This is a genomic window from Intrasporangium sp., assembly GCF_035280925.1.
GTDB lineage: Bacteria > Actinomycetota > Actinomycetes > Actinomycetales > Dermatophilaceae > Intrasporangium.
Genome location: NZ_DATEEY010000155.1, coordinates 18,224 through 43,021 on the forward strand (window position 1 = coordinate 18,224; position 24,798 = coordinate 43,021).

Here is a 24,798-nt window from a genome sequence, read left to right on the forward strand (position 1 = left end):
CATGAGCGAGGAGGTCCGGAGCGAGCTGAGCGCCCCGTCACGGGTGCGTGCTCGGTTCGCCCGTTTCGGCGCCAGCCGAACGCCCGGCAACCCCGTTCTCGAGCCACTGCTCACCGCGGTCCGGCAGAACCATCCCAAGGCCGATCTGTCCATCATCGAGCGTGCGTACGCTGTCGCGGAGCGGGCTCACGAGGGCCAGATGCGCAAGAGCGGCGACGCCTACATCACGCATCCGCTCGCGGTGACCCAGATCCTGGCCGAGCTGGGCATGACGCCACCGACCCTTGCCGCGGCACTGCTCCACGACACGGTCGAGGACACCGCGTACAGCCTCGACGAGCTGCGTCGGGACTTCGGGGACGAGATCGCGATGCTCGTCGACGGCGTCACCAAGCTGGACAAGGTCACCTATGGCGAGGCGGCACAGGCCGAGACGGTCCGCAAGATGGTCATCGCCATGGCGCGGGACATCCGGGTCCTGGTCATCAAGCTCGCCGATCGACTCCACAACGCCCGGACATGGCGCTACGTCAGTCCGGAGTCGGCCAAGCGCAAGGCCAACGAGACGCTGGAGATCTACGCCCCCCTCGCGCACCGGCTCGGGATGAACACCATCAAGTGGGAGCTGGAGGACCTGTCCTTCGCGACGCTCTACCCGAAGGTCTACGACGAGATCGTCCGCCTCGTCGCGGAGCGGGCGCCGGCCCGGGAGGAGTACCTCGCGGGCGTCCGCGCCCAGGTGTCCGAGGACCTCACCGGGGCGAAGATCAAGGCCGTGGTCACCGGTCGGCCCAAGCACTACTACTCGGTCTACCAGAAGATGATCGTGAGAGGCCGCGACTTCGAGGACATCTACGACCTGGTCGCGGTCCGGGTCCTGGTCGACACGGTCCGCGACTGCTATGCGGCGCTCGGCGCGCTGCATGCGAGGTGGAATCCCGTTCCCGGGCGGTTCAAGGACTACATCGCGATGCCGAAGTTCAACATGTACCAGTCCTTGCACACCACCGTGATCGGCCCGCAGGGCAAGCCGGTCGAGATCCAGATCCGCACCCACACGATGCACCGGCGGGCCGAGTACGGCGTCGCTGCGCACTGGAAGTACAAGGACGAGTCGGTCGGCGGCGGAGCCAAGCCGGGCGAGGGTGCCCCGCAGAACGACATGGCGTGGCTACGCCAGCTCCTCGACTGGCAGCGGGAGACGGAGGACCCCGGCGAGTTCCTCGACGCACTCCGCTTCGAGATGGGCTCCAGCGAGGTCTACGTCTTCACGCCGAAGGGCTCGGTCGTCGCCCTGCCGGTCGGCGGAACGCCGGTCGACTTCGCCTACGCGGTGCACACCGAGGTCGGCCACCACTGCATCGGGGCCCGCGTCAACGGGCGCCTCGTCCCGCTCGAGTCGACGCTCGAGAACGGCGACGTCGTCGAGGTGCTCACGTCCAAGGCCGACGGTGCGGGTCCGAGCCGTGACTGGCTCGGCTTCGTCAGGAGCGCCCGCGCCCGCAACAAGATCAAGGCCTGGTTCTCCAAGGAACGCCGCGAGGAGGCGATCGACGCCGGCAAGGAGAGCATCGCCAAGGCGATGCGCAAGCAGAACCTGCCCCTTCAGCGGCTGATGAGCCACGAGTCCATGACCGCGGTTGCGACCGACCTGCGTTACCAGGACATCGAGGCGCTGTACGCCGCTGTCGGTGAGGGCCACGTGTCGGCACAGCATGTCGTCGGCAAGGTCGTGGCGTCGATGGGCGGCGTAGAGGGCGCCACCGAGGATCTCGCCGAGGCCACCGTGCCGACCCGCGCCGCGGCGCGCCGACGGCGTGACGGCGACCCGGGCGTGGTCGTCGTCGGGACGGCAGACGTCTGGGTCAAGCTGGCGAAGTGCTGCACGCCCGTGCCGGGCGACCCCATCATCGGGTTCGTCACCCGGGGGAGCGGGGTGTCGGTGCACCGGGTGGACTGCACCAACGCCGACCAGCTCACCGCCAACCCCGAGCGACTCATCGACGTCGAGTGGGCGCCATCGTCCGCCAGTGTCTTCCTCGTCCAGCTCCAGGTCGAGGCCCTCGACCGCAACCGGCTGCTCAGTGACGTGACGCGGGTCCTGTCGGACCAGCACGTGAACATCCTGTCGGCGTCGGTCCAGACGTCACGCGACCGCGTGGCGATCTCGCGCTTCACCTTCGAGATGGGCGATCCGGCCCACCTCGACCATGTCATCAAAGCCGTGCGCCGCATCGACGGCGTCTTCGACGTCTACCGCGTCAACGGCGGTCGCGCCAAGGTGTAGGCCGTATGCCGCTGGGCTCGCTCCCAGCGCGACGCCAGGTTCACTCGACGCTCAGCCGCCGAACTCCCGCACGCCCGCGCGAGCCTGGTCAAGCCAGGCCTGGCGGGCGTCGAGAGCGTCCTGGGCCTTCTTGACCTTCGCCGCGTTGCCGGATGCCCGCGCCTTCGCCAGGTCTTCCTCGAGCTCCGCCACCGCCCGCTCGAGCTGCTCGACCATGCCCTGCGCCCGTGCTGCGGCTTCCGGGTTCGTGGATCGCCACTTCCGGTCCTCGGCGTCGCGGACGGTCTGCTCGACCCGGCGCATGGCCTTCTCGACCCGGTCCATGTCCGCGCGCGGCACCTTGCCGGCGGCGTCCCACTTGTCCTGGATGACCCGCAGCTGCGCCTTGGCCCGGTCGAGGTCCGTCACCGGCAGGATCGCCTCTGCCTCGGCAAGCAAGGTCTCCTTGACCGCGAGATTGCCGCGGTACTGCTCCTCCTCGGCGGCGACGACCGCGTCCTTCGCCGCGAAGAAGGCATCCTGCGCGGCCTTGAAGCGCTCCCACAGTCGGTCGTCGTCGGCCCGGCTCGCCCGTCCCGCCCGCCGCCAGTCGTCCATGAGCCGCTTGAAGGCACCGGCCGTCGCGGCCCAGTCGGTGCTCGTCGACAGCTTCTCCGCCTCGGCGACAAGCCGTTCCTTGGCTCCCTTGGCCTCGGCATGAGATGCATCGAGAGTGGCGAAGTGGGTCCGGCGCGCCTTGTCGAACCGGTTGCGAGCGGCGCTGAACCGCTGCCAGAGCGCCGTTTCGGTCTCACGGTCGAGGCGGGTCGCGGCGCGCTGGTGCGACTTCCACTCATCGAGCAGCTCGCGCATCCGGGCACCGCTCTGCTTCCACTGGATGCGGTTCTCGGGCTGGGCCGCGATGCCCTCGGCCTCGGCGACGATCCGCTCGCGCTCCGCGGCAGCGGCGGCGCGAGCCTCGGCTCGGTGCTGCTGCTCGACGGTGCGCTTGGCCGCGATGCCCGACTGGATCGCGTCGAGCTGCGTGGCGAGGCCCTCGAGGTCGCCGACGACGCTCGCCTCGTTGACCTGGGCCGTCAGTGCCTTGAGCGCATCGGCCACGTCCTTGGACGGGACCTCCGGCTGAGCGAGGCGCTGCTCGAGGAGCACGGCCGACGCATGGAGCTCGTCGTACTTGCGCGCGAAGTAGGTCAGCGCCTCGTCGGCGGTCGCTCCCGGATACGACCCGACCTCCTTCTCTCCCTCCTTCGTCCGGACGAAAACCGTGCCGTTCTCGTCGACCCGACCGAAGGCGGCGGAGGCGGAGTGGTCGGTCAGGATCGGCGGCGGCGCTGCCGGTGTCGTCGGACGGGGTGCGGACTTCGCCAGAGCGGCCGGCGTGGGGACGGCACTCGGCTTTGGTATCGAGGCTGGCGTCGCGGCCGGCGCCGGAGCCGCCGACGGCTCCTCGGCGGGCTGGGTGGAGACCGGCTCAGCCTCCTCGGTGGGGGCGGTGTCCTCGGTGGGCTGGGTGGAGACCGGCTGGGCTTCCTCGGCGGCCTCCGGTGCTCCGACGGAGACTGGCTCGGTCGGCTGCGGCTCGTTCGTATCGCTCATGCCTTCTTCTCCGTGACGCTCACGTTGAGGATGCTGATCGGCGAGACCGGCGTCCCGTCTGCGGGGCTCGGGTCAAGTGCCTTGTTCGCTGCGATCTTCTCAACGATGTCGAGACCCTTGGTGACCTTCCCGAAGATCGTGTAGCCGCCTCCTTCGGTCGGCAACTGGGTTTCCTTGTACGTGATGAAGAACTGGCTGCCGTTGCTGTTCGGGTCCTGCGTCCGGGCCATCGCCAGCGAGCCCTTCGGGTATTTCCCATCCGAAGGAGCGTTCTCGATGCCGAACGTGTAGCCGGGGCCGCCGGAGCCGGTGCCCGTCGGGTCGCCGCACTGGAGGACGAAGATGCCCTCCGTCGTCACCCGGTGGCACGGGCTGGGGGCCCAGAAGCCCTCCTTGGCGAGGTGCATGAAGGAGGCGACGGTCTGCGGCGCCTTCGTCCCGTCGAGCTCGAAGGTGAGATCGCCACACGTCGTCTGCACCGTCGCGACCCACGTCCTGCCGGTGGCGGCGGCCTTGTCCGGGACGTCTGTGAACGACTTGGGCTTCGACTGGGGGGCGGGAGGCTCGGTGCACCCGGCCGCGAGCTTCTGTCCGGCCGCGAGGCCGGCGGTCTGACCGCCAGTTGGGGTCGTGGCCGAGTCCGTCGGTTGGGCAGCGGGCTCGGCGCTGTCTCGGTCCCCGATGATGATGGGCAGAACGATGACTGCGGCGAGGATGAGGATGACTGCGAGGATCACGCCGAAGACCTGCTTGTCCCGTGTCGAGTCTCCGACGGGTGCCTTATGGGTCTTCGCCTGCTTCTCGTAGCGGCGGCGCGCGCGGGCGCGTTCCTGCTCTTTGGTCACAAACCTCTCCTCGAACGAACGTACGGGAATCACCCCGGGCGTTCGGTCATTTTAGGGACCGGGGTCCGGCTCGTCGTGCTCATCGGGTCACGAGTGCGTGACGACTCCACCTTTTCACAGCAGGCCACATTTGCCGTATGCCGCTGGGCTGGCTCCCAGGGCGCCATTAGGCTCCCAGCGTGCTGACCGTCTCGTTCCCCGCCCTCGCGTTTGACACGAACTGCTACGTGCTCGCGCCGTCCGAGGGTGAGGAGTGCGTCATCGTCGATCCCGGGATCGGTGTCGAGCAGACGCTGCGGGAGGTGCTGACGACCCACCGGCTCCGGCCAGCAGCGGTGCTGCTGACACATGGCCACGTCGACCACGTGTGGTCGGTGACGCCGGTCTGTGGCGCGGAGACCGCCGCCTACATCCACAGCGACGACCGGTACCGGCTCGTTGACCCGCTCGGCAACAGCAACCCCGGTCTGGTGGCCATGCTGGAGCAGCAGTTCGGCTCGAAGGCCCGGTGGGCGGAGCCGAGCAACGTCGTCGAGATCAAGGACCGCGCTCGGCTGACGTTGGCGGGCCTGGACTTCGAGGTCCTCCATGCGCCGGGTCACACCGAGGGATCCGTCATGTTCGGCACCGATGCCGTCCCGGATGGGATCGGCGACCAGGTCGAGGTCGACCGGACGATGCTCAGCGGTGACGTGCTGTTCGCGGGGTCCATCGGCCGCACCGACCTACCCGGTGGGGACCACGGCGCGATGATGCGCAGCCTGCGCGACGTCGTCCTGCCGCTTCCGGACACGACCCTCGTGCTGCCGGGTCACTACCACGCGACGACGATGGCCCACGAGCGCGTCACAAACCCGTACCTGACAGACTTGCGGGCGTGAACAACCCGCAGGCCGCCACGGCGAACACGGCGAACACGGCGAACACGGCCAAGGTCACCCCGATCAGCGGCTTCCCCGAGTATCTGCCCTCCGAGCGCATCGTCGAGCAGCGGTTCCTCGACGTCATCCGGGAGACGTTCGAGCTGCATGGGTTCACCTCGATCGAGACCCGCGCCATCGAGCCGGTCGACCGGCTCCTCGGGAAGGGCGGCGACACCGACAAGGAGATCTACGGTGTCTCGCGCCTCGCCGGTGACGACGGGGATGTGGCCAAGTGGGGGCTGCACTTCGACCTGACGGTGCCGTTTGCCCGCTACGTGCTGGAGAACTCCGGCAAGCTCGCCTTCCCCTTCCGCCGTTACCAGATCCAGAAGGCGTGGCGCGGAGAGCGACCGCAGGAGGGCCGCTACCGAGAGTTCACCCAGGCGGACATCGACGTCGTCGACGTGGGTGAGCTGTCGCCGCACTTCGAGGCCGAGATGCCCCTCGTCATCGCGGACGTCTTCAGCCGGTTCCCGGTCGGCGAGTTCGTCATCCAGGTCAACAACCGCAAGATCCCGAATGGCTTCTACCAGGGCATCGGCCTGTCCGATGTCACCACGACGCTGCGCATCGTCGACAAGCTCGACAGGCTGGGCCGGGAGAAGGTCGCCGGCCTCCTCATCGAGTCGGGCGCCACCCGCGAGCAGGCCGACCAGTGCCTCGCCCTGGCCGCCATTCGCGCGGACGACCTCAGTTTCGCGGCGCGCGTGCGTGAGCTCGGCGTCACGCACCCACTGCTCGAGGAGGGGCTCGAGTCACTCACGACGGTCATCCGCACGGCGATGGCGCACGCGCCGGGCAAGGTCGTCGCTGACCTGCGCATCGCCCGGGGTCTCGACTACTACACGGGCACCGTCTACGAGACCCAGATCATCGGCAACGAGGACTGGGGGTCGGTCTGCTCCGGCGGCCGGTATGACGCCCTCGCCTCCGACGGCCGCAGCACCTATCCGGGCGTAGGGATCTCGATCGGCGTGTCACGCATCGTGGGACTGCTCATCGGGAAGGGCCTCGTGAGCGCGTCTCGTTCGACCCCGGCGGCGGTGCTCGTGGCCCTGACGGACGACGAGTCGCGCGAGGAGTCGATCGCGATCGCCTCGGCGCTGCGCTCCCGCGGGATCCCGTGTGAGGTGGCCCCGACGGCGGCGCGCTTCGGCAAGCAGATCCGCTACGCCGAGCGCCGCGGGATTCCCTTCGTCTGGTTCCCCGGGGCAGGGGAGTCGGGCGACGAGGTCAAGGACATCCGCAGCGGTGAGCAGGTCCCCGCCTCCACGGGCAGCTGGACCCCACCTGCTGAGGACCTGCACCCCACCGTCACCCGCACCTGATCGAGTGTGCAGCTTTCGTCGGGTGTGCAGTTCACGTCTGGGCGGATTCAGGCGCGCACTGCACACTCGACCGACCGGGGGCGGGCGCAGCGCTAGCTCCGGGGCGGGCGCAGTCCCTCGTCGTGCAGCGCGAGCGTGGCGAGCGCTCGAACGACCTCCGGCTCCCCACGCCGCCAGGCACCAGCGGGATCGTCGCTGATCCCCGCCAGAGCCGTGAGGGGCTGGTTGGCGAGGGCCCGCAGCGCAAAGAGGTCGAGGTCATCGCTCGAGTCGATGAAACGTTGGGCGGTCGTCGCGCTGCGGACAAACCGGACCCGAACCCAGAGCCACACACCCGCCACGATGACGATCGGGACCAGCGCTGTGACCAGCGCGAGCCACAGGGCGACGGCCTCGACGGTCGAGGCCATGCTGGTCCCCGCAGCTCGCAGACTCGTGCCTGATCCGGCCGCGCGTTCGAGCCATGACGCGAAGTCCTCGCCGACGACGGGGATCCGTGCCGCCTGGTCCCCGGCGCCCGTCAACGCCCCGTGAACCGAATCTCCCGCTGCCGTCAAGGAGTTCGCAGGCGTGGTGAGCAGAGCGACCGTGTCGTGAACCTGACGCGCCGCCCACACCCAGGTCGCCACCCAGAGGAGGACGAAGACGTCGGCGAACAGCTGTCGAGTCCGGCGGACCGGCGTGTCCGCATAGAGCTTCATCGTCGACCCCTTCGAAAGGTGCTGGGAGCGAGACTCAACCTAGCGGCGGAAGGGAGCCCAGCGGCATACGGCCATGTGTTGGCGTCAGGCGCCGGCGCCCGAGAGTGCCGCGATGAGAAGGATGTACACGACCCCCACCACGACGAGCGCCGAGATCCACGCCACGAGGAAGCCTGCGGCGTAGGGCCGCAGGTGGGGCCGCGTGAACGCGACAGCCCCGCCGATCACACTGGGCAGGCCGACGAGGATCAAGGCCGGGAACCCGCCCTGCTCGATCACGACGCCCACGAGGAACGAGACCACGATCATGCCGCCGGCAACGAGGGCGCCGATCGTCGTGGGACGCCATTGCGAGGTGGGCGAGGGGCTGGCCGCGTTCATGCGTGCACGATGACACATCGTGCAGCCGTATTGAGTTCCCCGTCCTCGCGTGAGTGTGGCTCCCCGTGGCTACAGTGGGATCGCGCGGCGTGACCCGCTGGCGCGGGGATGCGGCAAGGACGCCGCGGCCCATCCGTGATCGGAAGGATCAACCGCACATGAAGGTCGGTATCCCACGCGAGGTCAAGAACCACGAGTACCGCGTGGCCATCACACCCGCCGGCGTGCACGAGCTCGTGCGCAATGGGCACGACGTCCTGGTGGAGCGCGACGCAGGGCGCGGCTCCTCGATCCTCGACGAGGACTACGTCGCGGCCGGGGCCTCCATCCTCGGCACGGCTGACGACGTCTGGGGGGCGGCGGACCTCATCCTCAAGGTGAAGGAACCGGTCGCCGAGGAGTACCCCCGGATGCGCGAGGGACAGGTGCTGTTCACCTACCTCCACCTCGCGGCCGACAAGGCTCTCACCGAGGAGCTCATCGCCCGCAAGGTCACCGGAATCGCCTACGAGACCGTTGAGCTGGCTGACCGGAGCCTGCCCCTGCTCGCCCCGATGTCGGAGGTGGCCGGTCGCCTCGCCCCCCAGGTCGGAGCCCAGGCCCTCATGCGTGCCGAGGGCGGACGCGGCATCCTCATGGGCGGAGTCTCCGGGGTGTACGCCGCCAAGGTCGTCGTCATCGGCGCCGGAGTGGCCGGGATGAACGCCGCGGCCATCGCCCTGGGCATGCAGGCGGAGGTGCTGCTGCTGGACAAGGACATCAGCAGACTGCGCCACGCCGACTTCATCTACCAAGGGCACTGCCAGACGGTGGCCTCCAACGCGTACGAGATCGAGCGGGCCATCGTCGACGCTGACATGGTCATCGGTGCCGTCCTCGTCCCGGGAGCCCGTGCTCCGCGTCTGGTGACCAACGAGCAGGTGTCCCGGATGAAGCCCGGCTCCGTCTTCGTCGACATCGCCATCGACCAGGGCGGGTGCTTCGAGGACTCGCGCCCAACGACCCACGCCAACCCGACCTACCCGGTGCATGACGCGGTGTTCTACTGCGTGGCCAACATGCCTGGCGCGGTGCCGCACACGAGCACGTACGCCCTGACCAACGTCACCCTGCCCTACGCCATCGAGCTGGCCAACCGCGGCTGGAGGGAGGCGCTCCGGCTCGACCGCGCCCTCGGTCTTGGACTCAACACGCACGGGGGAGCCGTCACGTACGCACCGGTCGCCGAGGCCCACGGGATGGAGTCGATGGCGCTCGACGAGGCGCTGTCCTGACGGATCCGGCGCGGTCGGCACCACCGCGGTTCACCCGGCTCGACCGGGAGGTCCGCGGCTGGCTCGACCACCTCCGCGTGGAGCGGGGCGCCTCGGAGAACACCCTCAAGTCCTACGAGCGGGACCTTCGCACCTATCGCCGGTATCTCCATCAGCAGGGGATCGACGCGGCCGGAGCGGTGACCGAAGCGCAGGTGTCTGACTTCCTCGCCTCGCTGCGGGAACGGGGTCTGGCGGCCTCTTCCGCCGCACGCACCCTCGTGGCCGTGCGCGGCTTCCACCGCTTCCTCGCCCTCGAGGGCACCGTCCCTGCGGACCCCGCGGTCAATGTCGCACCGCCCACGCCACCCAGTCGCCTGCCGAAGGCCATCCCGGTCGCTGCCGTCGAGCGCCTCCTCGCCGCGACCTCCGTTGGCGACACACCCGAGGCCCTGCGGGATCGCGCTCTGCTGGAGGTGCTCTACGGGGTGGGCGCCCGCATCAGTGAGGCGGTGGGCCTCGACGTCGACGACCTCGACACGGGCAGTCCCGGACAGGTCGGCATCGTGCGCCTCCTGGGAAAGGGCGGCAAGGAGCGAATCGTGCCGGTCGGGCGCTTCGCGGTGGAGGCGGTCGGGGCCTACCTCGTCCGAGGACGGCCTGCCTTGGCGCAGCGGGGCACCGGTGGGCCGGCGCTCTTCCTCAACCGACGAGGCGGACGCCTGTCTCGGCAGAGCGCCTGGGCGGTCGTGCAGCGCGCTGCCGAGCGGGCCGACCTCACCGAACACGTGTCGCCCCATACCCTGCGCCACTCCTTCGCGACGCACCTGCTCGACGGTGGGGCGGACGTGAGGGTGGTGCAGGAGCTGCTCGGCCACGCGTCCGTGACGACGACGCAGATCTACACCTTGGTCTCGACACACCGATTGCGAGAGGTCTATGCCGGGGCTCACCCCCGTGCTCGCTGATAAGGTCGAAAACGATCAGCGAGAGGCTGACCGAAACGCGCGGCCGAGGGCACAACCGAGCGGAGTGGAACACCCGGTGAACGACGAGTCACACGAGACCATGCAGGACGAGCGCCTCGCCCGTCCCGGCTCGGCAAGGGTCGCCGAGGGTGCCAACGGCTCCCTCAACCACCAGCCCGGCGCAGCCCAGCATCTTCCCGTCGTCGAGTCCATGTCCGCCGGTGAGATCGGCCCCACCGGCCGCCCGCTGCCGAGCTTCCCGGAGCCGGCGCCGCTGAGGACTCACGGGCCCGCACGGATCATCGCCATGTGCAACCAGAAGGGTGGGGTCGGCAAGACGACGACGACGATCAACCTCGGCGCCGCGCTCGCCGAGCTGGGCCGGAAGGTCCTCGCCGTCGACTTCGACCCGCAGGGCGCCCTGTCGGTCGGGCTGGGGATCAACGCTCAGGACCTCGACGTCACGATCTACAACCTGGTCATCGAGAACGGGCACGACGTCAGGCAGATCATCCGCCCGACGCAGACCGCCAACCTCGATGTCATCCCCGCCAACATCGACCTGTCGGCAGCCGAGGTCCAGCTCGTCGGTGAGGTGGCTCGCGAGCAGGTGCTGGGCCGCGTCCTGCGCCCGGTCCTGGACGACTACGACGTCGTCCTCATCGACTGCCAGCCCTCACTCGGGCTGCTCACCGTCAACGCGCTCACCGCCTCACACGGGGTGATCATCCCGCTCGAGTGCGAGTACTTCGCCATGCGAGGCGTCGCCCTGCTCATCGACACCATCGACAAGATCACTGATCGGCTCAACCCCCGCCTGCAGGTGGACGGGATCCTCGCGACCATGTACGACGCGCGCACCCTGCACAGCCGCGAGGTGGTGGCGTCCGTCGTCAACCACTTCGGCGACCGGGTCTTCCACACGGTCATCAGCCGCACCGTCAAGTTCCCGGACGCGACCCTCGCGGCAGAGCCGATCACGTCGTACTCGTCCGACCACTCCGGTGCAGCGGCCTACCGCCAGCTCGCCCGGGAGCTGATCGCCCGAGGTGGCGCCGCCTGAAGCGCCAACCGTGATGACTGAGCTCGACGCGGTCGGCCGCCCACCGGTCGACGACACAGCCGTACCCGGAGGCGTCCTCACGCGCCGCTCCGCGGCGCCCTTCGAGGTGCATCTCGACGTCTTCTCGGGGCCGTTCGAGCTGCTGCTCGGGCTGATCAGCAAGCACAAGCTCGACATCACCGAGGTGGCCCTCGCCAAGGTGACCGACGACTTCGTGGCGCACATCAAGGCGGCCCAGACGACGGACAACGACTGGGACCTCAGCCAGGCATCGGAGTTCCTCCTCGTCGCCGCCACGCTGCTCGACCTCAAGGCATCTAGCCTGCTGCCCCAGTCAGGACCCCAGGACGACGAGGACCTGGCCCTCATCGAGGCACGGGACCTGCTCTTCGCCCGCCTGCTGCAGTACCGCGCCTACAAGGAGATCGCCCAGACCTTCCAGGAACGGATGTCCACGTCGGGCCGGATCACAGCGAGGCAGGCCGGCCTGGACCCGCAGTTCGCGGATCTGCTGCCCGAGCTCGTCATCACCGTGACGCCGGAGCAGCTGGCCATGATCGCAGCCCGTGCCATGACCCCCAAGGCACCGCGCACGGTCGGGCTCGAGCACCTCCACGCACCTCAGGTCAGCGTGCGGGAGCAGGCCGCCATCATGGTGACCCGCCTCCGGGCACGCGGGCAGGTGTCCTTCCGGAGTCTCGTGGCGGACGCGGACAGCACCCTCGTCATCGTGGCCCGGTTCCTCGCCCTGCTCGAGCTGTTCAAGGAGGCGGCCATCGCCTTCGAGCAGGCCCAGGCACTCGGTGAGCTCGACATCCGTTGGACCGGCAGTGAGCAGGGCGACGTCGCGATCGACGACGAGTTCGACGAGGACGAGCCCGACGAGGACGAGCCCGACGAGGACCACGATGAACGCCCAACCGAGGGAGCGGACCATGAGTGAGGACGACGTGGCGGCTCCTGACCCCGGGCAGCCGACCGACGAACAGATCGCCTTCGACATCAGCGACTTCCCCGGTGGGGCGCGGTCCGCGCTCGAGGCGGTGCTCATGGTCGTCGACGAGCCGGTGTCCGAGATGGCTCTGGCCTCAGCGCTGGAGCTGCCGGTGGACGACGTCCATGCGCACCTCCGGGGCCTGGAGGAGGAGTATGCGGCCGCCTCCCGGGGGTTCACCCTGCGCAACGTGGCCGGTGGATGGCGGATGTACAGCCGGGCCGACTACGCACCCGTCGTGGAGAAGTTCGTCCTCGACGGGCAGCAGGCCAGACTGACCCAGGCCTCGCTCGAGACGCTGGCGGTCATCGCCTACCGGCAGCCGGTCTCGAGGGCGAGGGTCAGCGCCGTCCGCGGTGTCAACGTCGACGGCGTGGTCCGCACACTGATGTCCCGTGGGCTCATCGAAGAGGTGGAGGAGATGGGTGAGAGCGGGGCAATCCTCTACCGGACCACGCCCTTCTTCCTGCAACGAATGGGCCTCTCATCGCTGGACGAGCTACCGCCGCTCGCGCCCTTCCTGCCGGACGTGGATGTCATCGACGAGCTGATCGAGGAAGGTCACGGATGAGTGAGCACAGCAGGTCGCCGCGTCAGCCACGCAAGCGCCAGTCCGGCTCCACGCCCAAGGGCGGTTCGGCCGCTCGCTCAGGGTCCAAGTCAGCGTCCAAGCCCGGCTCCAAGCCCGGGTCCAAGCCGGGGTCGAAGCGCGGGACCGGCGCCCGCTTCGCCGGTTCGACGAAGCCGAGCCAGCCGACCAAGCTCCCGAGCCGTCCGGCCAGTCCGCCGGTGGACGTCCACGACCCCGAGGGCGTGCGGCTGCAGAAGCTCATGGCAGCGGCCGGAGTCGGCTCTCGCCGGGTGTGCGAGAACCTCATCGAGCAGGGCCGCGTGGAGGTGGACGGCCACGTCGTCACCGAGCTGGGCGTCAGGATCAACCCGCGCACGCAGGTCGTCCACGTCGACGGGGTGCGGGTCAACCTCGACGAGGACCGGGTGTACCTGGCGTTCAACAAGCCCAAGGGTGTCGTCACGACGATGAACGACGACCTCGGCCGCGTCAGCCTCGCCGACTACGTCGGCAACCGCGAACAACGACTCTTCCACGTCGGCCGGCTCGACGCCGACACCGAGGGCCTGCTCCTGCTCACGAACGACGGGGATCTGGCCCACCGACTGCAACACCCGAGCCATGGCGTCCTCAAGACCTACCTCGCCACCGTCCGCGGTCCCGTCGGCAAGGACGTCGGCAGGCAGTTGCGTGCGGGCGTCGAGCTCGAGGACGGTCCAGTCCAGGTCGACTCGTTCAAGGTCGTCGACTCTCAGCCGGGGAAGGCCATGATCGAGGTGGTGCTGCACGAGGGTCGCAAGCACGTGGTGCGGCGGATGCTCGAGGCGGTCGGCCACCCGGTCCTCGAGCTGGTCCGGACCGAGGTGGGCCCCATCCGTCTCGCCGACCTGCGCTCCGGTCGCACGCGCAGGCTCAACAAGGCGGAGGTCGGCGCCCTCTACAAGGCCGCCGGGCTGTGAGGCCCGGGACCGCGCACGTCCGGGTCATCGGCACCGGGCTCATCGGCACGAGCCTCGGAATCGCGTTGTCGGCCAAGGGATTTGACGTTTCACTCGAGGACCCTTCACCGACGGCCCGGCGACTCGCCCGAGACCTCGGTGCTGGCCGCCTGCCCTCGCAGCTCGACCCGGAGGACGAGCCCGACATCGTGGTCGTCGCGGCGCCGCCGGACGTGACCGCGGACGTTGTCGTCGCGGCGCTCGGGCGGTGGTCCCGGTCCGTCGTGACCGATGTCGCGTCGGTGAAGCAGACGGTGCTCGACAGGGTGCTGCGGTCCGGTGCTGACGCGTCCCGTTACGTCGGGTCACACCCGATGGCGGGTCGCGAACGATCCGGTGCGGCGGCCGCTCGGCGCGACCTCTTCGACGGGCGGGCCTGGGTGGTCGTGCCGCACGAGGGCTCGGCCGAGGAGGCCGTCGACGCGATCCGCGAGATCGCGACGCTGGTGGGCTCGGCGGTTCGCGTCATGCCGGCCCGCGAGCACGACGAGGCCGTCGCGGCCGTGTCCCACGTGCCCCAGGTCGCCGCGAGCATCGTGGCGTCGTGTCTCCGGGAGCTTCCCGAGCCGGCCGTCGGGCTCGCCGGCCAGGGACTGCGCGACGTCACCCGGATCGCGGCGAGCGACCCGCGGCTCTGGACGCAGATCCTCGCGGGCAACGCCAGGGCGGTCCGCGACGTCCTGCTCGACCTGCGAGCCCAGGTCGACGCGGTCGTCGGCGCCCTCGAGGGACTCGTCGAGGGCGAGGGCGAGGGGGAGGGGTCGTTGGGCACGCTCAGCGGGATGCTCGAGGCCGGCAACCTCGGGCACGCAAGGATCCCGGGCAAGCACGGCAGCGCGCCCACCGCCTACGCTGTCGTCTCCGTGCTCGTGCCGGACCAGCCTGGATCCCTGGCCCGCCTCCTCACGGACATGGGTGACGCCGGCATCAACCTCGAGGACATGCACCTCGAGCACGGGCTGGGTCAGCCCTTCGGCGTGGCCTACATCTCGGTGGTCCCCTCGGCGGCGGAGCCACTCGAGGAGACCCTCACCAGGCTCGGCTGGCAGCTGCACGACTGAGACCGTCACGTTGCGTGACCCCGGCAACGGCGTCACTCAGCCGTATGCCGCTGGGCCAGCTCAGCGGCATACGGCCTGGTGTCGCTCTGGTGGCCACCTGCCCCGGGGGACGGCCGCGTCGGGTGGTGGCTGTCGGCCACTAGGCTGCCGCCCATGCCGCAGACCCCCGTCGAATCCGACGTGCCCCGGCCAACCGACCACGCCCTGTCCGGGTGCGTGGTTGCCATCGACGGCCCGTCGGGATCGGGGAAGTCGAGTGTCTCGAAACAGGTGGCCCGCGCGCTGCGCTATGCCTACCTGGACACCGGCGCGATGTACCGCGCCCTGACCTGGTGGTGCCTCGCCCAAGGGATCGACCTGGACGATCCGGCGGCGGTGTTCTCGGCGGCGACGGACTTCCCGCTCGTCATCGGCACGGACCCCGACGACCCCAGCGTGTCAGTCGGCGGCACCGACGTGGCGATCGCCATCCGCGAGCCGCGGATCTCGACCACCGTCTCGAAGGTGGCCACCGTGGTCCCAGTGCGCGAGGTGCTGCGAGAGCTGCAGCGCGACCTCATCTCGGAGGCCGGAGCGGCGCGAGGCGGGGTCGTGGTCGAGGGTCGCGACATCACGACGGTCGTCGCGCCCGATGCTCCAGTGCGCATCCTGCTGACGGCTTCCGAGGAGGCGCGGCTGGCCCGCCGGTCGAGGGAGCTGCACGGTGACGCCGACGCGGCCTCCATCGACGCGACGCGCTCGCAGGTCATCGACCGGGACAAGGCAGACTCGACCGTCTCCCAGTTCATCGTGGCGGCCGACGGCGTCACGACGATCGACACGTCCCACCTGGACTTCGAGGGCTCGGTCGAGGCGGTGCTGCAGGTCGTTTCGGCCGCCCGCGCCTGAGGTCGTGCGTCGCCGGTGTGTCCCGCGCTGGTGGACAATGGAGTTTCGTCGTGAGCGCGTGACGGCATCCGGCCATGCGCTCAGGCCATGAAGGCACACTTCCCACACGACTGATTCGAGGACACCGTGACTGACGAGACCGCCCGCCCGGACGCAGCGGGCGCCCCGATCTCCGCGGAGGACGACGGGTCGGTCGAGCGCGCCCTTCGAGTCGGCCTGGATGAGTTCGAGCTGAGCGCCGAGGACGAGGCGCTCCTCGACACCCACGATGCGCTGCTCGGCGACGAGGCGAGGCACGGCCCGCTCCCGGTGGTCGCCGTCGTGGGGCGGCCCAACGTGGGCAAGTCCAGCCTCGTCAACCGGATCCTGCGCCGTCGGGAGGCGGTGGTCGAGGATGTGCCCGGAGTCACGCGCGACCGGGTGTCCTACGAGGGGGAATGGGGTGGTCGCCGGTTCACCATCGTGGACACGGGGGGCTGGGAGTCCCACGCGACAGGCATCCATCTGCGCGTCGCGGAGCAGGCCGAGATCGCCATCGAGCTGGCCGATGTCGTGATGTTCGTCGTCGACGCCACTGTCGGAGCGACAGACGACGACGAGGCGGTTGTCAAGCTGCTGCGCAAGTCCGGCAAGCCGGTCGTGCTCATCGCCAACAAGGTCGACGACCAGCGCGGCGAGGCGGACGCGACCGCCCTGTGGAACCTGGGGCTCGGCGAGCCCTGGCCGGTCTCCGCTCTGCACGGCCGGGGGAGCGGTGACGCGCTCGACGCCGTCCTGGAGGTGCTCCCGCAGGTCTCGGCCCACGGTGCCTACGCCCAGGGCGGGCCTCGCCGTGTCGCCCTGATCGGGCGGCCGAACGTCGGCAAGTCGAGCCTGCTCAACAAGCTCGCCGGGGCCGAACGGGTCGTCGTCGACACCGTCGCCGGAACGACGCGTGACCCCGTGGACGAGCTCGTCGAGCTCGGTGGCAAGACCTGGCGTTTCGTCGACACGGCCGGCATCAGGCGGCGGGTGCACCAGACCCGCGGGGCCGATTTCTACGCCTCGCTGCGCACTCACACCGCGCTGGAGAAGGCCGAGGTGGCGGTCGTGCTGATCGACGCGGAGCAGCCGATCGCGGAGCAGGACATTCGCGTCGTCCAGCAGGTCATCGAGGCAGGCCGAGCCCTGGTCATCGCCTACAACAAGTGGGACCTGCTCGACGAGGAACGCCGCTACTACCTGGAGCGCGAGATCGAGAAGGAGCTCGTCCAGGTGCCCTGGGCGCCGCGCGTCAACCTCTCGGCTCGGACCGGGCGCCACCTCGACCGCCTGGTGCCGGCGCTCGAGACGGCGCTCGAGTCGTGGGACACCCGGATCCCGACCGGGCGGCTCAACGCCTTCCTCGGCGAGGTCGTGGCCGCCCACCCACACCCGGTGCGAGGTGGCAAGCAACCGCGGATCCTCTTCGCCACCCAGGCGTCGACGCGGCCCCCACGGTTCGTGATCTTCGCGTCAGGCTTCATCGAGGCCGGATACCGCCGGTTCCTGGAACGGCGGCTGCGGGAGCAGTTCGGCTTCGACGGGACGCCGATCGAGGTGTCGGTGCGCGTGCGGGAGAAGCGTCGCCGCTGACCTGAGATCGCCGGCGACCGGGTGCCTCACGTGGCCCCGATTCGGAAGCGATGACATCGGTGCGCTAAGGTTTCGTTCGCCCCGCGGGGCAGCGGGCTGTGGCGCAGCTTGGTAGCGCACTTGACTGGGGGTCAAGGGGTCGCAGGTTCAAATCCTGTCAGCCCGACCGTGTGGCAGGCGGCACGAATACCGTTGCTGACCTGCTCGAACAGGCGAGAGCCCTGTCGGATCATCGCCGGCAGGGCTCTTGCCTCTCAGACTGGTCACCAACGCCGGTCAGCGCCGCCGGGAGGTGTCGGCCGGCGGCCTTGCCTTGATGGCTGACCAGTGGTGTGCCGGTCGAGCACTACACCCGTGGTGCTGGCGTGTGGTCGTGGACGTCGCGGCGGCGAACATCCTGCGCGACTGGTGCGCAATCGGCCATCCCGCTGTCCGCCCTTCGAATTGGCGCTCATGCCTGGCGCCGGGTTAGTGTGTCTTTGAAACCAATACCCCGGGGGGTATGGGAACGGTGGGGTCCGAGGACTAGTAGGGAACCCCGGAGCGACCCGTTCCCCGAAAGGAACAAGCCATGGCCCCCTCCGGGCCGCCCATCATCGCCGCCTGAGCGACCCCGAGAGCCAACCCGTTCAACGATTCGCGCAACCGCACCTCGGCCTCGGAGCACCTCCGGGCCAGAGATCTCGGTTCGACCGCCGCGCAAGGAGATTAGACGTGCCGCTGCTCGTGGTCCCACTGGGGCTGCTCGTCGGGCTGTCCTTGGGCGCGCTCGGTGGCGGCGGCTCGATCCTCACCGTTCCGGCGCTCGTCCATGTGCTGGGCCAGAGCCCGCGCTCGGCGACGACGAGCTCTCTGCTCATCGTCGGCATCACCTCCGTCATCGCCCTCGTGCAACACGCGCGTGCCCGCCGAGTGCGCTTCGGGCAGGGAACCCTGTTCGGGGTACTCGGCACCGCCGGATCCTTCCTCGGCACGGCCCTGTCCACGTCGGTCGAGCCCAACCTCCTGCTCCTGCTCTTCGCGGGACTCATGCTCGCGGTCGCGACCCTCATGCTGCGCCGCGCTCGCCGCTCAGTCCGCCACCCCAACGACGTCCTCGATCCTCCGAACGAGCCCCTGGTCACCATCCGGCCCTTCTCGTGCGCGTGCCCTCGCGTGGCCAAGGTCATCGGGACAGCATCCCTCGTGGGCCTGCTCACGGGATTCTTCGGCGTCGGAGGTGGATTCGTGCTCGTGCCGGCCCTGGTGCTCGCGCTCGGATTCTCGATGCCGACGGCCGTTGGGACGTCACTGCTGGTCATCGCGGTCAACAGCGCCACTGCGCTCGCCGCACGCCTCACCACCGGCCCGCCCGGGGCCAGCGAGCTGGACTGGCCGCTGATCGCGACGTTCACGATGGTTGCCGTTGTCGGAAGCGTGGTTGGAGGGCGCCTCGCGGCGCGCACGAACCCCCGGCACCTCACTGCGTCGTTCGCGGTCCTCCTGATCGTCGTTGCCCTCTACACCGCGGCGAGCAGCCTCCCGCTCGTCGGGTGAGCGGCCCGCATTCGGCGCCGTGCCTCGGCGCGAGGGGACCGCAACGCGACAGCACGTCCCGGTAGCACCGAAGGGGTCAGGCGGGGCGGGCCGGCTCGTTGCCCACCGGCACCCCGTAGCGGTCGCTATCGACTGCCGAGACAGGCACCACGCGAGTGCCCAGGGGGATGAGCGCGAGCGGCACCATCTTCCAGCAGGCCACGCCGAACGGGATACCGATGATCGTCAGGCACAGCAGCAGCCCCGCAGTCAGGTGGATCAGCGCCAGCTCCCAGCCGAAGAGCACGATCCAGAGAACGTTGCCGACCAGCGACCAGATGCCCGCCTCTCGACTGACGACGACGGTCCGCCCGAAGGGCCAGACGACGTAACCGGCCAGCCGGAAGGACGCGATGCCGAACGGGATGGTAATGATCAGCACGATGGCCAGGAGACCGGCCAGGACGTAACCCAGCGCCAGCCACCAGCCGGCGAGCAGAAACCAGAGGAAGTTGCCGATAGTCCGCACGGGATCACGATAGGGCCCGTCGACCCCGCCCCGCGGGGAGAGCGCGGCTCGCGTGGGAGCGAGCCCAGCGGCATACGACAGGACTCTTGCCCCTGCCGGGAAGCAAGGGCAGGGGCACACCTTGGTCGCACCAGGAAACGAGACGCTCATGGAGGCAGGGCTCCTCGGTGTCGGTCAACGTCGCCTCGGCCCGGTGACCTCGTCCTGGCTGCGTGCCGGATGGTGGTCAGCAGTCGGGTGATCAGCGGTCGCTCAGGCTGGCAAGGAGTGCCTCCAACTCGGTCTCGCGCCCCCTCTGGATCTCGAGCTCCCAGTCTCGGCGGGAGATCACATCCTTCGCGGTGATCCATGCCTCTGCCAGCTCTTCGTCCTCGTGCGGGTTCGGCAACGACAACCGCACCCTCATGGCCTGCTCCGAGCCGAGCAGCTGCGCAGCGCGGAAGGGGTCACCGAGTCGGAGGAGGATGTTCATGTACGTGTTCGCGAACGCCATCGTCAGGTTGGGGCTGCGCAGCTGCAGGACCGAGTCGATGAGTGACCTGGCGATCTCGGCGGCCTCCTCGGCGCGGCCGCTCACTGTCAACAGGTGAGCGAGGTTCTGGCTCTGGACTGCCACCTCGTGCGCGTCTCCGGCCTGTCGGACGATCCCCAGCGCCTCCTGAGTCAGCTCTTCGGCGTGGGCGAAGTTGCCGAGCTCCTCCTCGACACCAGCCAGGTTGCCCAGTGCGCGGTGAACCCGGTCCGGGTCGCCAATTCGACGATTGAGGACCAGGGCATCCTCGAAGGTCTGGCGTGCAGTGTGGACGTCACCCTGGTGGAGCTGTGCCGTCCCCAGCACGACCATCGCATAGGCCTCCCGCGGGTCGTCGCCGACGACGCGTGCCATGGTGAGGCTCTGGAGGGCGAGCTCACCGGCTCGCTCGAGGGCACCTTGAGTGATCAGCAGGTTGGCATACAGCGCGAGGCCTTCGGCGAGCTGACCCGACGGGGCCCGTTCCGGGCGGTCCAGGGCCTGCTCGAGCCAGCGACTTCCCTCCAGGACGTATCCGCCCGTGTACCAAAGCCAACCGAGCGACGAGGACAGTCGGAGGTCGGTCGCCGCGTCGGCGTCCCCGTCGCGGCCTGGGCCCCCACGGGATCGCAACGCCCACGCCAGGGCCTCGCGGAAGTTGTCGAGCTCGGTCTCCGCCTGGTGCAGGGCGAGCAGATGGTCGACGGCGCGCAGCCCTTGCAGCCTTTCGGCGACCTGCAGGTAGTACTGGGCATGGGCTGAGTGGACCACGTCCAGCTCGCCCGCGTCCCGCAGCTGGTCGCGGGCGAAGGAGCGAATCGTCTCGAGCAAGGTGATGCGAGGCTCACCGTCCGGACCATCCGACATCACGACGAGGCTGGCATCGACCAACTCGGCCAGGTGGTCCAAGGGGTCGGCAGGCGGTGAGCCCAACGAGACACCCTCTGACACCGCAGCGACGGCATCGAGGTCTGCGCCACCGGCGAAGACACCCAGACGGCGGAAGAACGCCTGGTGCTGGGCCGACAACAGGTGATACGACCATGCGATCGTTTCGCGCAGAGTTCGCTGTCTGCTCGGCGCCTGCCGGCTCCTCGTCGCCACGTCAAGGCTCTGGTCGATCCGTCGCAGCAGCGCCCGGGGACTGAGGAGGCGAATCCGCGCAGCGGAGAGCTCGATGGCCAATGGCAGGCCGTCGAGCTGCCGGCAGATCGCCACGACCTGCGTCACGTTGTCCGCCGTCAGTCTGAAGTCGGGACGCACCCTCCGAGCCTGCTGGACGAACAGCCTTACCGCCGGCGACTCCTTCGCGCTCGACAGAGTCGGTCGGACGGGCAGCGGCAGTGGTGGAACGGGGTACAGGTGCTCGCCTGGGACACCCAACGCACGTCGAGAGGTCGTGATGATGGTGGCGCGCGGTGCAGCCTCGAGCAGCTGGGTGACCACGTCGTCGGCGCCGTGCAGCTGCTCGAGGTTGTCGAACACGAAAAGCGCCGCCCGCTGAGCCACCTGTTCGAGCAGGCGCTGCGGCGATCGAGCCCCGCGAGGCAGGGCAAGCACATCGGCGATCGACGTCCACATCACTTCCGCGTCCGCGACAGCGGCCAGCGGTACGAAGAAGACCCCGTCGGGAAAGGTCGCGGCGATCCTTGCGGCAACCTCGATGGCCAGACGGGTCTTGCCCGACCCTCCCGGACCGGTCAGTGTGACCAGGCGGACGTCGCGCGGATCGATGAGCCGGGACAGCTCCGACACGGCCGGTTCACGGCCCACCAAGGGAGTCGTCGGGATCGGCAGGTTGGACGACGCCCCGAGAGACCTCAGGGCGGGGAAGTCCTCCTTGAGGCCATCGATGGCGAGCTGGAACACTCGCTCCGGTTCCGGCAGATCCTTGAAGTGGTGGGTCCCGAGGTCCTTCAGCCGCACGCCTTCGGGCAGGAGGCCCCCGGCGAGCTCGGCTGTCGCCGACGTGAGCACGATCTGACCTCCGTGGGCAGCTGCGGCCACGCGCGCCGCCCGGTGCACGTCCATGCCCACGTAGTCGCTGTCGTGCAGCTGCGGCGTCCCGGTGTGGATGCCGATACGCACGCGGAGGTGCTCGCCCCCGGGCCAGGCCTCCGCCTCAAGCCCCCGTTGGGCAAGAACTGCTGCCCGGACGGCGCCGCCGGCCGTGGGGAACACGACGAAGAAGCTGTCGCCCTCGGTGCTCATCTCGGTCCCGGCCCCGGCTGCCCACGCGGAGCGGAGCAACCCACGGTGCCGATCCAGCGCTTCGGTGTAGTCCCGACCCAAGCGCGTGAGCAGCAAGGTGGAGCGCTCGATGTCCGAGAACAGCATCGACACCGTCCCCGTCGGCAGGTCGCGCAACGGTACTCCCTCCCATACCCGACGACATGAGGGTCTTTCCAAGGAGTGAAGTCAGTCAAGACGTGCGCGGTGCCACACGTGCGCCCGTCATTGGGTTCCGCAGGTGCCGAACCGGGTATGCGGACACCGAGCGACCAGCAGTCGCTTCGTTCCCGCGAGTCAGGAGGACTCCATGGAAGGCAGCACGATCGTCTGGATCATCGTGGCGATCATCGTTGTGGGCGGCATCGTCGCCTTCGCACTCTCGCGCTCGGGCGCACGTCGCACGGAGGCGGAGCGGGCGAAGGCCGCGGAGATCCGCGAGAGGGCCACCGAGCACGAGCGCCAGCTTCGCGAGCGGGAGGCCAGCGCCACTGAGGCGCAGGCCCGTTCGGATCTGGCGAAGGCAGAGGCCCAGAGGCAGCAGCTGGAGGCCGAGCGGCTCGCGGCCGAGGCGCGGAGCCGGACGGGTCACGCCGATGAGGTGCGGCGAGAGCGCGACGAGCAGATGCGCCTGGCTGACCTCAAGGACCCGGATGTCCGCACCGATGACAAGGGATATCGGATCGATGAGCACGGCAACCGCATGGATGCCGACGGCCGTGCTGATCGTGACCTGGGTGACCGGGACGTACGAGACGGCGATCTCGCCGATCGCGATCTCCGTGATCGGGACGTGCGAGAGCGCGATCTCGCCGATCACGACCACGATCGCGACGACCTGGACCGGACCGACGTGGACCGGACCGACGTGGACCGGACCGACCTGGATCGCGACGGGCGCCCCGACGTGGAAGAGGACGGCACCTCCCGCCCGCGCCAGCACAACGTCTGACGGTCCCCATGGTGCCACGGCGCCATGGGGCGTATGCCGCTGAGCCCGCCCCGCTGGAAGCCTCGCTTCCAGCGGGGCGGGCTCTCGATCGTCCCCGTCAGCGCCTGCGAGAGCGCGCCTCCGCGCGCGAGGTGGGCGCCCGATGGGTGCCTGCGGCCCGCTGCTGGAGATCCGCTGCGCTGGGCCCGGGCCGGGGGTGCTCAAGGACACTGGTCGCCGGACGGGCACGTCCGGTGGTTCGCGGTCGGGTGACCACGGTGTCGTCCGCCTGCGTGGCGCGGACGACGTCCTCATCGATGACCTCCGTCGGCAGGATCTCCGGCTCGCGGGACCGACCCACGGTCAGGGCAGCGATGGCCGTGGTCGCCGGGACCGCGAGGACGAGTCCGATGGCGCTGGAAAGGGTACGCACGATCTCCTCGGACATTGCCTCGGCCTGCAGGAGGTCGAGGACCGGGCGCTCGTACAGGAAGAGCAGCAGGAGCACGGGGAGCGCGGCACCGGCGTACGCGAAGACGATGGTGTAGATGGACGAGGCGATGTGGTCGCGACCGATCCGCATCGCGGATCGGAACAGCGCTCGTCGCGACAGGTGTGGTGCCGCTGCGCGCAGCTCCCACACGGCCGACGACTGGGTGATGGTCACGTCGTTCAGGACGCCGAGTCCGGCGACGATGATCGCCGCGGTCAGTAGGTCGCGCGGGCGCATCGTCTCGTTGAAAGCGGCCAGGGTGGCGCCTTCATCGTCCGCCACGCCACTCAACCGCGCGAGGTGGACCGCCAGGACCCCGAGGAAGGCGGTGATGCCGACGCCGAAAAGGGTTCCCGCGAGGGCGGTGCTCGTCCGCGTCGACAACCCGTGCGCGAGGTACAGGACGACGAACATGATGGCCGACGAGGCGATGAGCGCGACCCGGATGCCGGGCTGCCCCTCGAGGAGGGCCGGCAGCATGAACGTGATGACGACGAGCCCGCCGAAACATAGCCCGACGAGGGCGAGGACGCCACGCAGCCGGGCGACGATGGCCACGACGAGGATGAAGAGCGCAAGGAGCAGGGCGAGGGGGGCGCCGCGCTGGACCTGGAGGAAGGAGTAGGCCGCGGGCTCGGTGCCCTGGGCGGGGATCTTGAGCAGCTGGACCTTGTCTCCGGCCTGCAGTCCCGACGTCGTGACCGGCCTCGGCACGGAGATGGTCACGGTCACCTCGTCGTTCCAGTCACCGGTCTCCGGCTCGAGCACCACGCGGATGGCGCCGCAGGTTGCGGAGTCCTTTGCGGTGTCGCCTCCTTGGTTCTCCACCGGAGGCGCCCCGACCTGGCTGTCGGCACCCGCACACGGGGGCAGCGCCTCCGAGACGGTGGCGACCGGGAAGGTGACGCCTGGTGCGGCGAACTCGGACGACGCAACGCGATCAGTCGCCGACGCATCGGACGGCCAGTAGCGGACGAGGCCGACCAGGGTGGCTGCGGCGGCGAGGATGAGGAAAACGGTGAGGGCGACCCTCGCCACCGAGCCCACCTCGACGTGGGAACCACCCCGGTGCGAATGGGTCTGTGAATGTCGTTGGGAGTGGAGGTGGCCGCCGGGCAT

The 24,798-nt window shown here is 69.5% G+C and carries 21 protein-coding genes and 1 tRNA gene; 15 read left to right on the forward strand and 7 right to left on the reverse strand.

Annotation, left to right across the window (positions count from 1 at the left end):
• Position 1 precedes the first annotated feature (1 nt).
• Positions 2–2,287: a bifunctional (p)ppGpp synthetase/guanosine-3',5'-bis(diphosphate) 3'-pyrophosphohydrolase gene (locus VJN29_RS14325; RefSeq protein WP_324144308.1), complete on the forward strand. Its 2,286-nt coding sequence runs from the start codon at positions 2–4 to the stop codon at positions 2,285–2,287.
• 51 nt (positions 2,288–2,338) lie between these two features.
• Here the strand turns inward: VJN29_RS14325 and VJN29_RS14330 are convergent, their stop codons facing one another.
• Positions 2,339–3,883 (reverse strand): DUF349 domain-containing protein, encoded by a 1,545-nt coding sequence (locus VJN29_RS14330; protein ID WP_324144309.1) that lies wholly within the window; start codon positions 3,881–3,883, stop codon positions 2,339–2,341.
• The gene (locus VJN29_RS14335) at positions 3,880–4,728 is read right to left on the reverse strand and encodes a peptidylprolyl isomerase (RefSeq protein WP_324144310.1); all 849 of its coding nucleotides are present in this window, start codon (positions 4,726–4,728) and stop codon (positions 3,880–3,882) included. The genes VJN29_RS14330 and VJN29_RS14335 overlap by 4 nt, the downstream gene beginning before the upstream one ends.
• Positions 4,729–4,907: 179 nt before the next feature.
• On the opposite strand from VJN29_RS14335, the gene VJN29_RS14340 reads away from it, so the two are divergent.
• The gene (locus VJN29_RS14340; protein ID WP_324144311.1) at positions 4,908–5,609 is read left to right on the forward strand and encodes an MBL fold metallo-hydrolase; all 702 of its coding nucleotides are present in this window, start codon (positions 4,908–4,910) and stop codon (positions 5,607–5,609) included.
• A complete protein-coding gene (hisS, locus tag VJN29_RS14345; RefSeq protein WP_324144312.1) occupies positions 5,606–6,979 on the forward strand; it encodes a histidine--tRNA ligase in 1,374 nt (457 codons plus the stop codon). The genes VJN29_RS14340 and hisS overlap by 4 nt, the downstream gene beginning before the upstream one ends.
• A 92-nt stretch (positions 6,980–7,071) precedes the next feature.
• Here the strand turns inward: hisS and VJN29_RS14350 are convergent, their stop codons facing one another.
• Both VJN29_RS14350 and VJN29_RS14355 read right to left on the reverse strand, forming a co-directional pair.
• Positions 7,072–7,680 (reverse strand): hypothetical protein, encoded by a 609-nt coding sequence (locus VJN29_RS14350; RefSeq protein ID WP_324144313.1) that lies wholly within the window; start codon positions 7,678–7,680, stop codon positions 7,072–7,074.
• Between the two features lie 84 nt (positions 7,681–7,764).
• Positions 7,765–8,061, reverse strand: coding sequence for a hypothetical protein (locus VJN29_RS14355; protein ID WP_324144314.1), 297 nt, complete (start codon positions 8,059–8,061; stop codon positions 7,765–7,767).
• Positions 8,062–8,219: 158 nt separating this feature from the next.
• Here VJN29_RS14355 and ald point away from each other — a divergent pair, with 158 nt between their 5' ends.
• The 11 genes from ald to VJN29_RS14410 all read left to right on the forward strand — a co-directional run bounded on the left by ald (position 8,220) and on the right by VJN29_RS14410 (position 19,007).
• Positions 8,220–9,335, forward strand: coding sequence for an alanine dehydrogenase (ald, locus tag VJN29_RS14360; RefSeq protein ID WP_324144315.1), 1,116 nt, complete (start codon positions 8,220–8,222; stop codon positions 9,333–9,335).
• Entirely contained in the window at positions 9,332–10,282 is a 951-nt protein-coding gene (xerD, locus tag VJN29_RS14365; RefSeq protein WP_324144337.1) for a site-specific tyrosine recombinase XerD, read from the forward strand. The genes ald and xerD overlap by 4 nt, the downstream gene beginning before the upstream one ends.
• A gap of 211 nt (positions 10,283–10,493) precedes the next feature.
• Complete coding sequence (locus VJN29_RS14370; RefSeq protein ID WP_324144338.1) at positions 10,494–11,345, forward strand: AAA family ATPase; 852 nt, start codon at positions 10,494–10,496, stop codon at positions 11,343–11,345.
• A gap of 13 nt (positions 11,346–11,358) precedes the next feature.
• Positions 11,359–12,288 (forward strand): ScpA family protein, encoded by a 930-nt coding sequence (locus tag VJN29_RS14375; protein WP_324144316.1) that lies wholly within the window; start codon positions 11,359–11,361, stop codon positions 12,286–12,288.
• Positions 12,281–12,910, forward strand: a complete 630-nt coding sequence (gene scpB / locus VJN29_RS14380; protein ID WP_324144317.1) for an SMC-Scp complex subunit ScpB — start codon at positions 12,281–12,283, stop codon at positions 12,908–12,910. Before VJN29_RS14375 ends, scpB begins: the two co-directional genes overlap by 8 nt.
• Positions 12,907–13,869: a pseudouridine synthase gene (locus tag VJN29_RS14385; RefSeq protein ID WP_324144318.1), complete on the forward strand. Its 963-nt coding sequence runs from the start codon at positions 12,907–12,909 to the stop codon at positions 13,867–13,869. The genes scpB and VJN29_RS14385 overlap by 4 nt, the downstream gene beginning before the upstream one ends.
• Entirely contained in the window at positions 13,866–14,969 is a 1,104-nt protein-coding gene (locus VJN29_RS14390; RefSeq protein WP_324144319.1) for a prephenate dehydrogenase, read from the forward strand. The genes VJN29_RS14385 and VJN29_RS14390 overlap by 4 nt, the downstream gene beginning before the upstream one ends.
• Positions 14,970–15,122: 153 nt before the next feature.
• A complete protein-coding gene (gene cmk, locus VJN29_RS14395) occupies positions 15,123–15,857 on the forward strand; it encodes a (d)CMP kinase (RefSeq protein WP_324144320.1) in 735 nt (244 codons plus the stop codon).
• 126 nt (positions 15,858–15,983) lie between these two features.
• Entirely contained in the window at positions 15,984–17,471 is a 1,488-nt protein-coding gene (gene der, locus VJN29_RS14400; RefSeq protein ID WP_324144321.1) for a ribosome biogenesis GTPase Der, read from the forward strand.
• Between the two features lie 92 nt (positions 17,472–17,563).
• Positions 17,564–17,637 (forward strand) — tRNA-Pro (locus VJN29_RS14405).
• Positions 17,638–18,185: 548 nt separating this feature from the next.
• Entirely contained in the window at positions 18,186–19,007 is an 822-nt protein-coding gene (locus VJN29_RS14410) for a sulfite exporter TauE/SafE family protein (RefSeq protein WP_324144322.1), read from the forward strand.
• Positions 19,008–19,083: 76 nt separating this feature from the next.
• Here the strand turns inward: VJN29_RS14410 and VJN29_RS14415 are convergent, their stop codons facing one another.
• Both VJN29_RS14415 and VJN29_RS14420 read right to left on the reverse strand, forming a co-directional pair.
• A complete protein-coding gene (locus VJN29_RS14415; protein WP_324144323.1) occupies positions 19,084–19,515 on the reverse strand; it encodes a YccF domain-containing protein in 432 nt (143 codons plus the stop codon).
• Positions 19,516–19,756: 241 nt separating this feature from the next.
• Positions 19,757–22,393, reverse strand: coding sequence for an ATP-binding protein (locus VJN29_RS14420; RefSeq protein ID WP_324144324.1), 2,637 nt, complete (start codon positions 22,391–22,393; stop codon positions 19,757–19,759).
• A 172-nt stretch (positions 22,394–22,565) separates the two neighbouring features.
• Between VJN29_RS14420 and VJN29_RS14425 the strand changes: the two genes are divergently transcribed.
• A complete protein-coding gene (locus VJN29_RS14425; RefSeq protein ID WP_324144325.1) occupies positions 22,566–23,207 on the forward strand; it encodes a hypothetical protein in 642 nt (213 codons plus the stop codon).
• 97 nt (positions 23,208–23,304) lie between these two features.
• On the opposite strand, the gene VJN29_RS14430 is transcribed toward VJN29_RS14425, so the two are convergent.
• A complete protein-coding gene (locus VJN29_RS14430) occupies positions 23,305–24,717 on the reverse strand; it encodes a YibE/F family protein (RefSeq protein WP_324144326.1) in 1,413 nt (470 codons plus the stop codon).
• Positions 24,718–24,798: the final 81 nt, after the last annotated feature.

Excerpts from the sequence above, each read along its gene's own strand:
- VJN29_RS14325 (WP_324144308.1), top strand. The coding sequence starts at position 2 with ATGAGCGAGGAGGTCCGGAGCGAGCTGAGCGCCCCGTCACGGGTGCGT.
- VJN29_RS14330 (WP_324144309.1), bottom strand. The coding sequence starts at position 3,883 with ATGAGCGATACGAACGAGCCGCAGCCGACCGAGCCAGTCTCCGTCGGA.
- VJN29_RS14350 (WP_324144313.1), bottom strand. The coding sequence starts at position 7,680 with ATGAAGCTCTATGCGGACACGCCGGTCCGCCGGACTCGACAGCTGTTC.
- VJN29_RS14355 (WP_324144314.1), bottom strand. The coding sequence starts at position 8,061 with ATGAACGCGGCCAGCCCCTCGCCCACCTCGCAATGGCGTCCCACGACG.
- ald (WP_324144315.1), top strand. The coding sequence starts at position 8,220 with ATGAAGGTCGGTATCCCACGCGAGGTCAAGAACCACGAGTACCGCGTG.
- VJN29_RS14370 (WP_324144338.1), top strand. The coding sequence starts at position 10,494 with ATGTCCGCCGGTGAGATCGGCCCCACCGGCCGCCCGCTGCCGAGCTTC.
- VJN29_RS14375 (WP_324144316.1), top strand. The coding sequence starts at position 11,359 with ATGACTGAGCTCGACGCGGTCGGCCGCCCACCGGTCGACGACACAGCC.
- scpB (WP_324144317.1), top strand. The coding sequence starts at position 12,281 with ATGAGTGAGGACGACGTGGCGGCTCCTGACCCCGGGCAGCCGACCGAC.
- VJN29_RS14385 (WP_324144318.1), top strand. The coding sequence starts at position 12,907 with ATGAGTGAGCACAGCAGGTCGCCGCGTCAGCCACGCAAGCGCCAGTCC.
- cmk (WP_324144320.1), top strand. The coding sequence starts at position 15,123 with ATGCCGCAGACCCCCGTCGAATCCGACGTGCCCCGGCCAACCGACCAC.
- VJN29_RS14425 (WP_324144325.1), top strand. The coding sequence starts at position 22,566 with ATGGAAGGCAGCACGATCGTCTGGATCATCGTGGCGATCATCGTTGTG.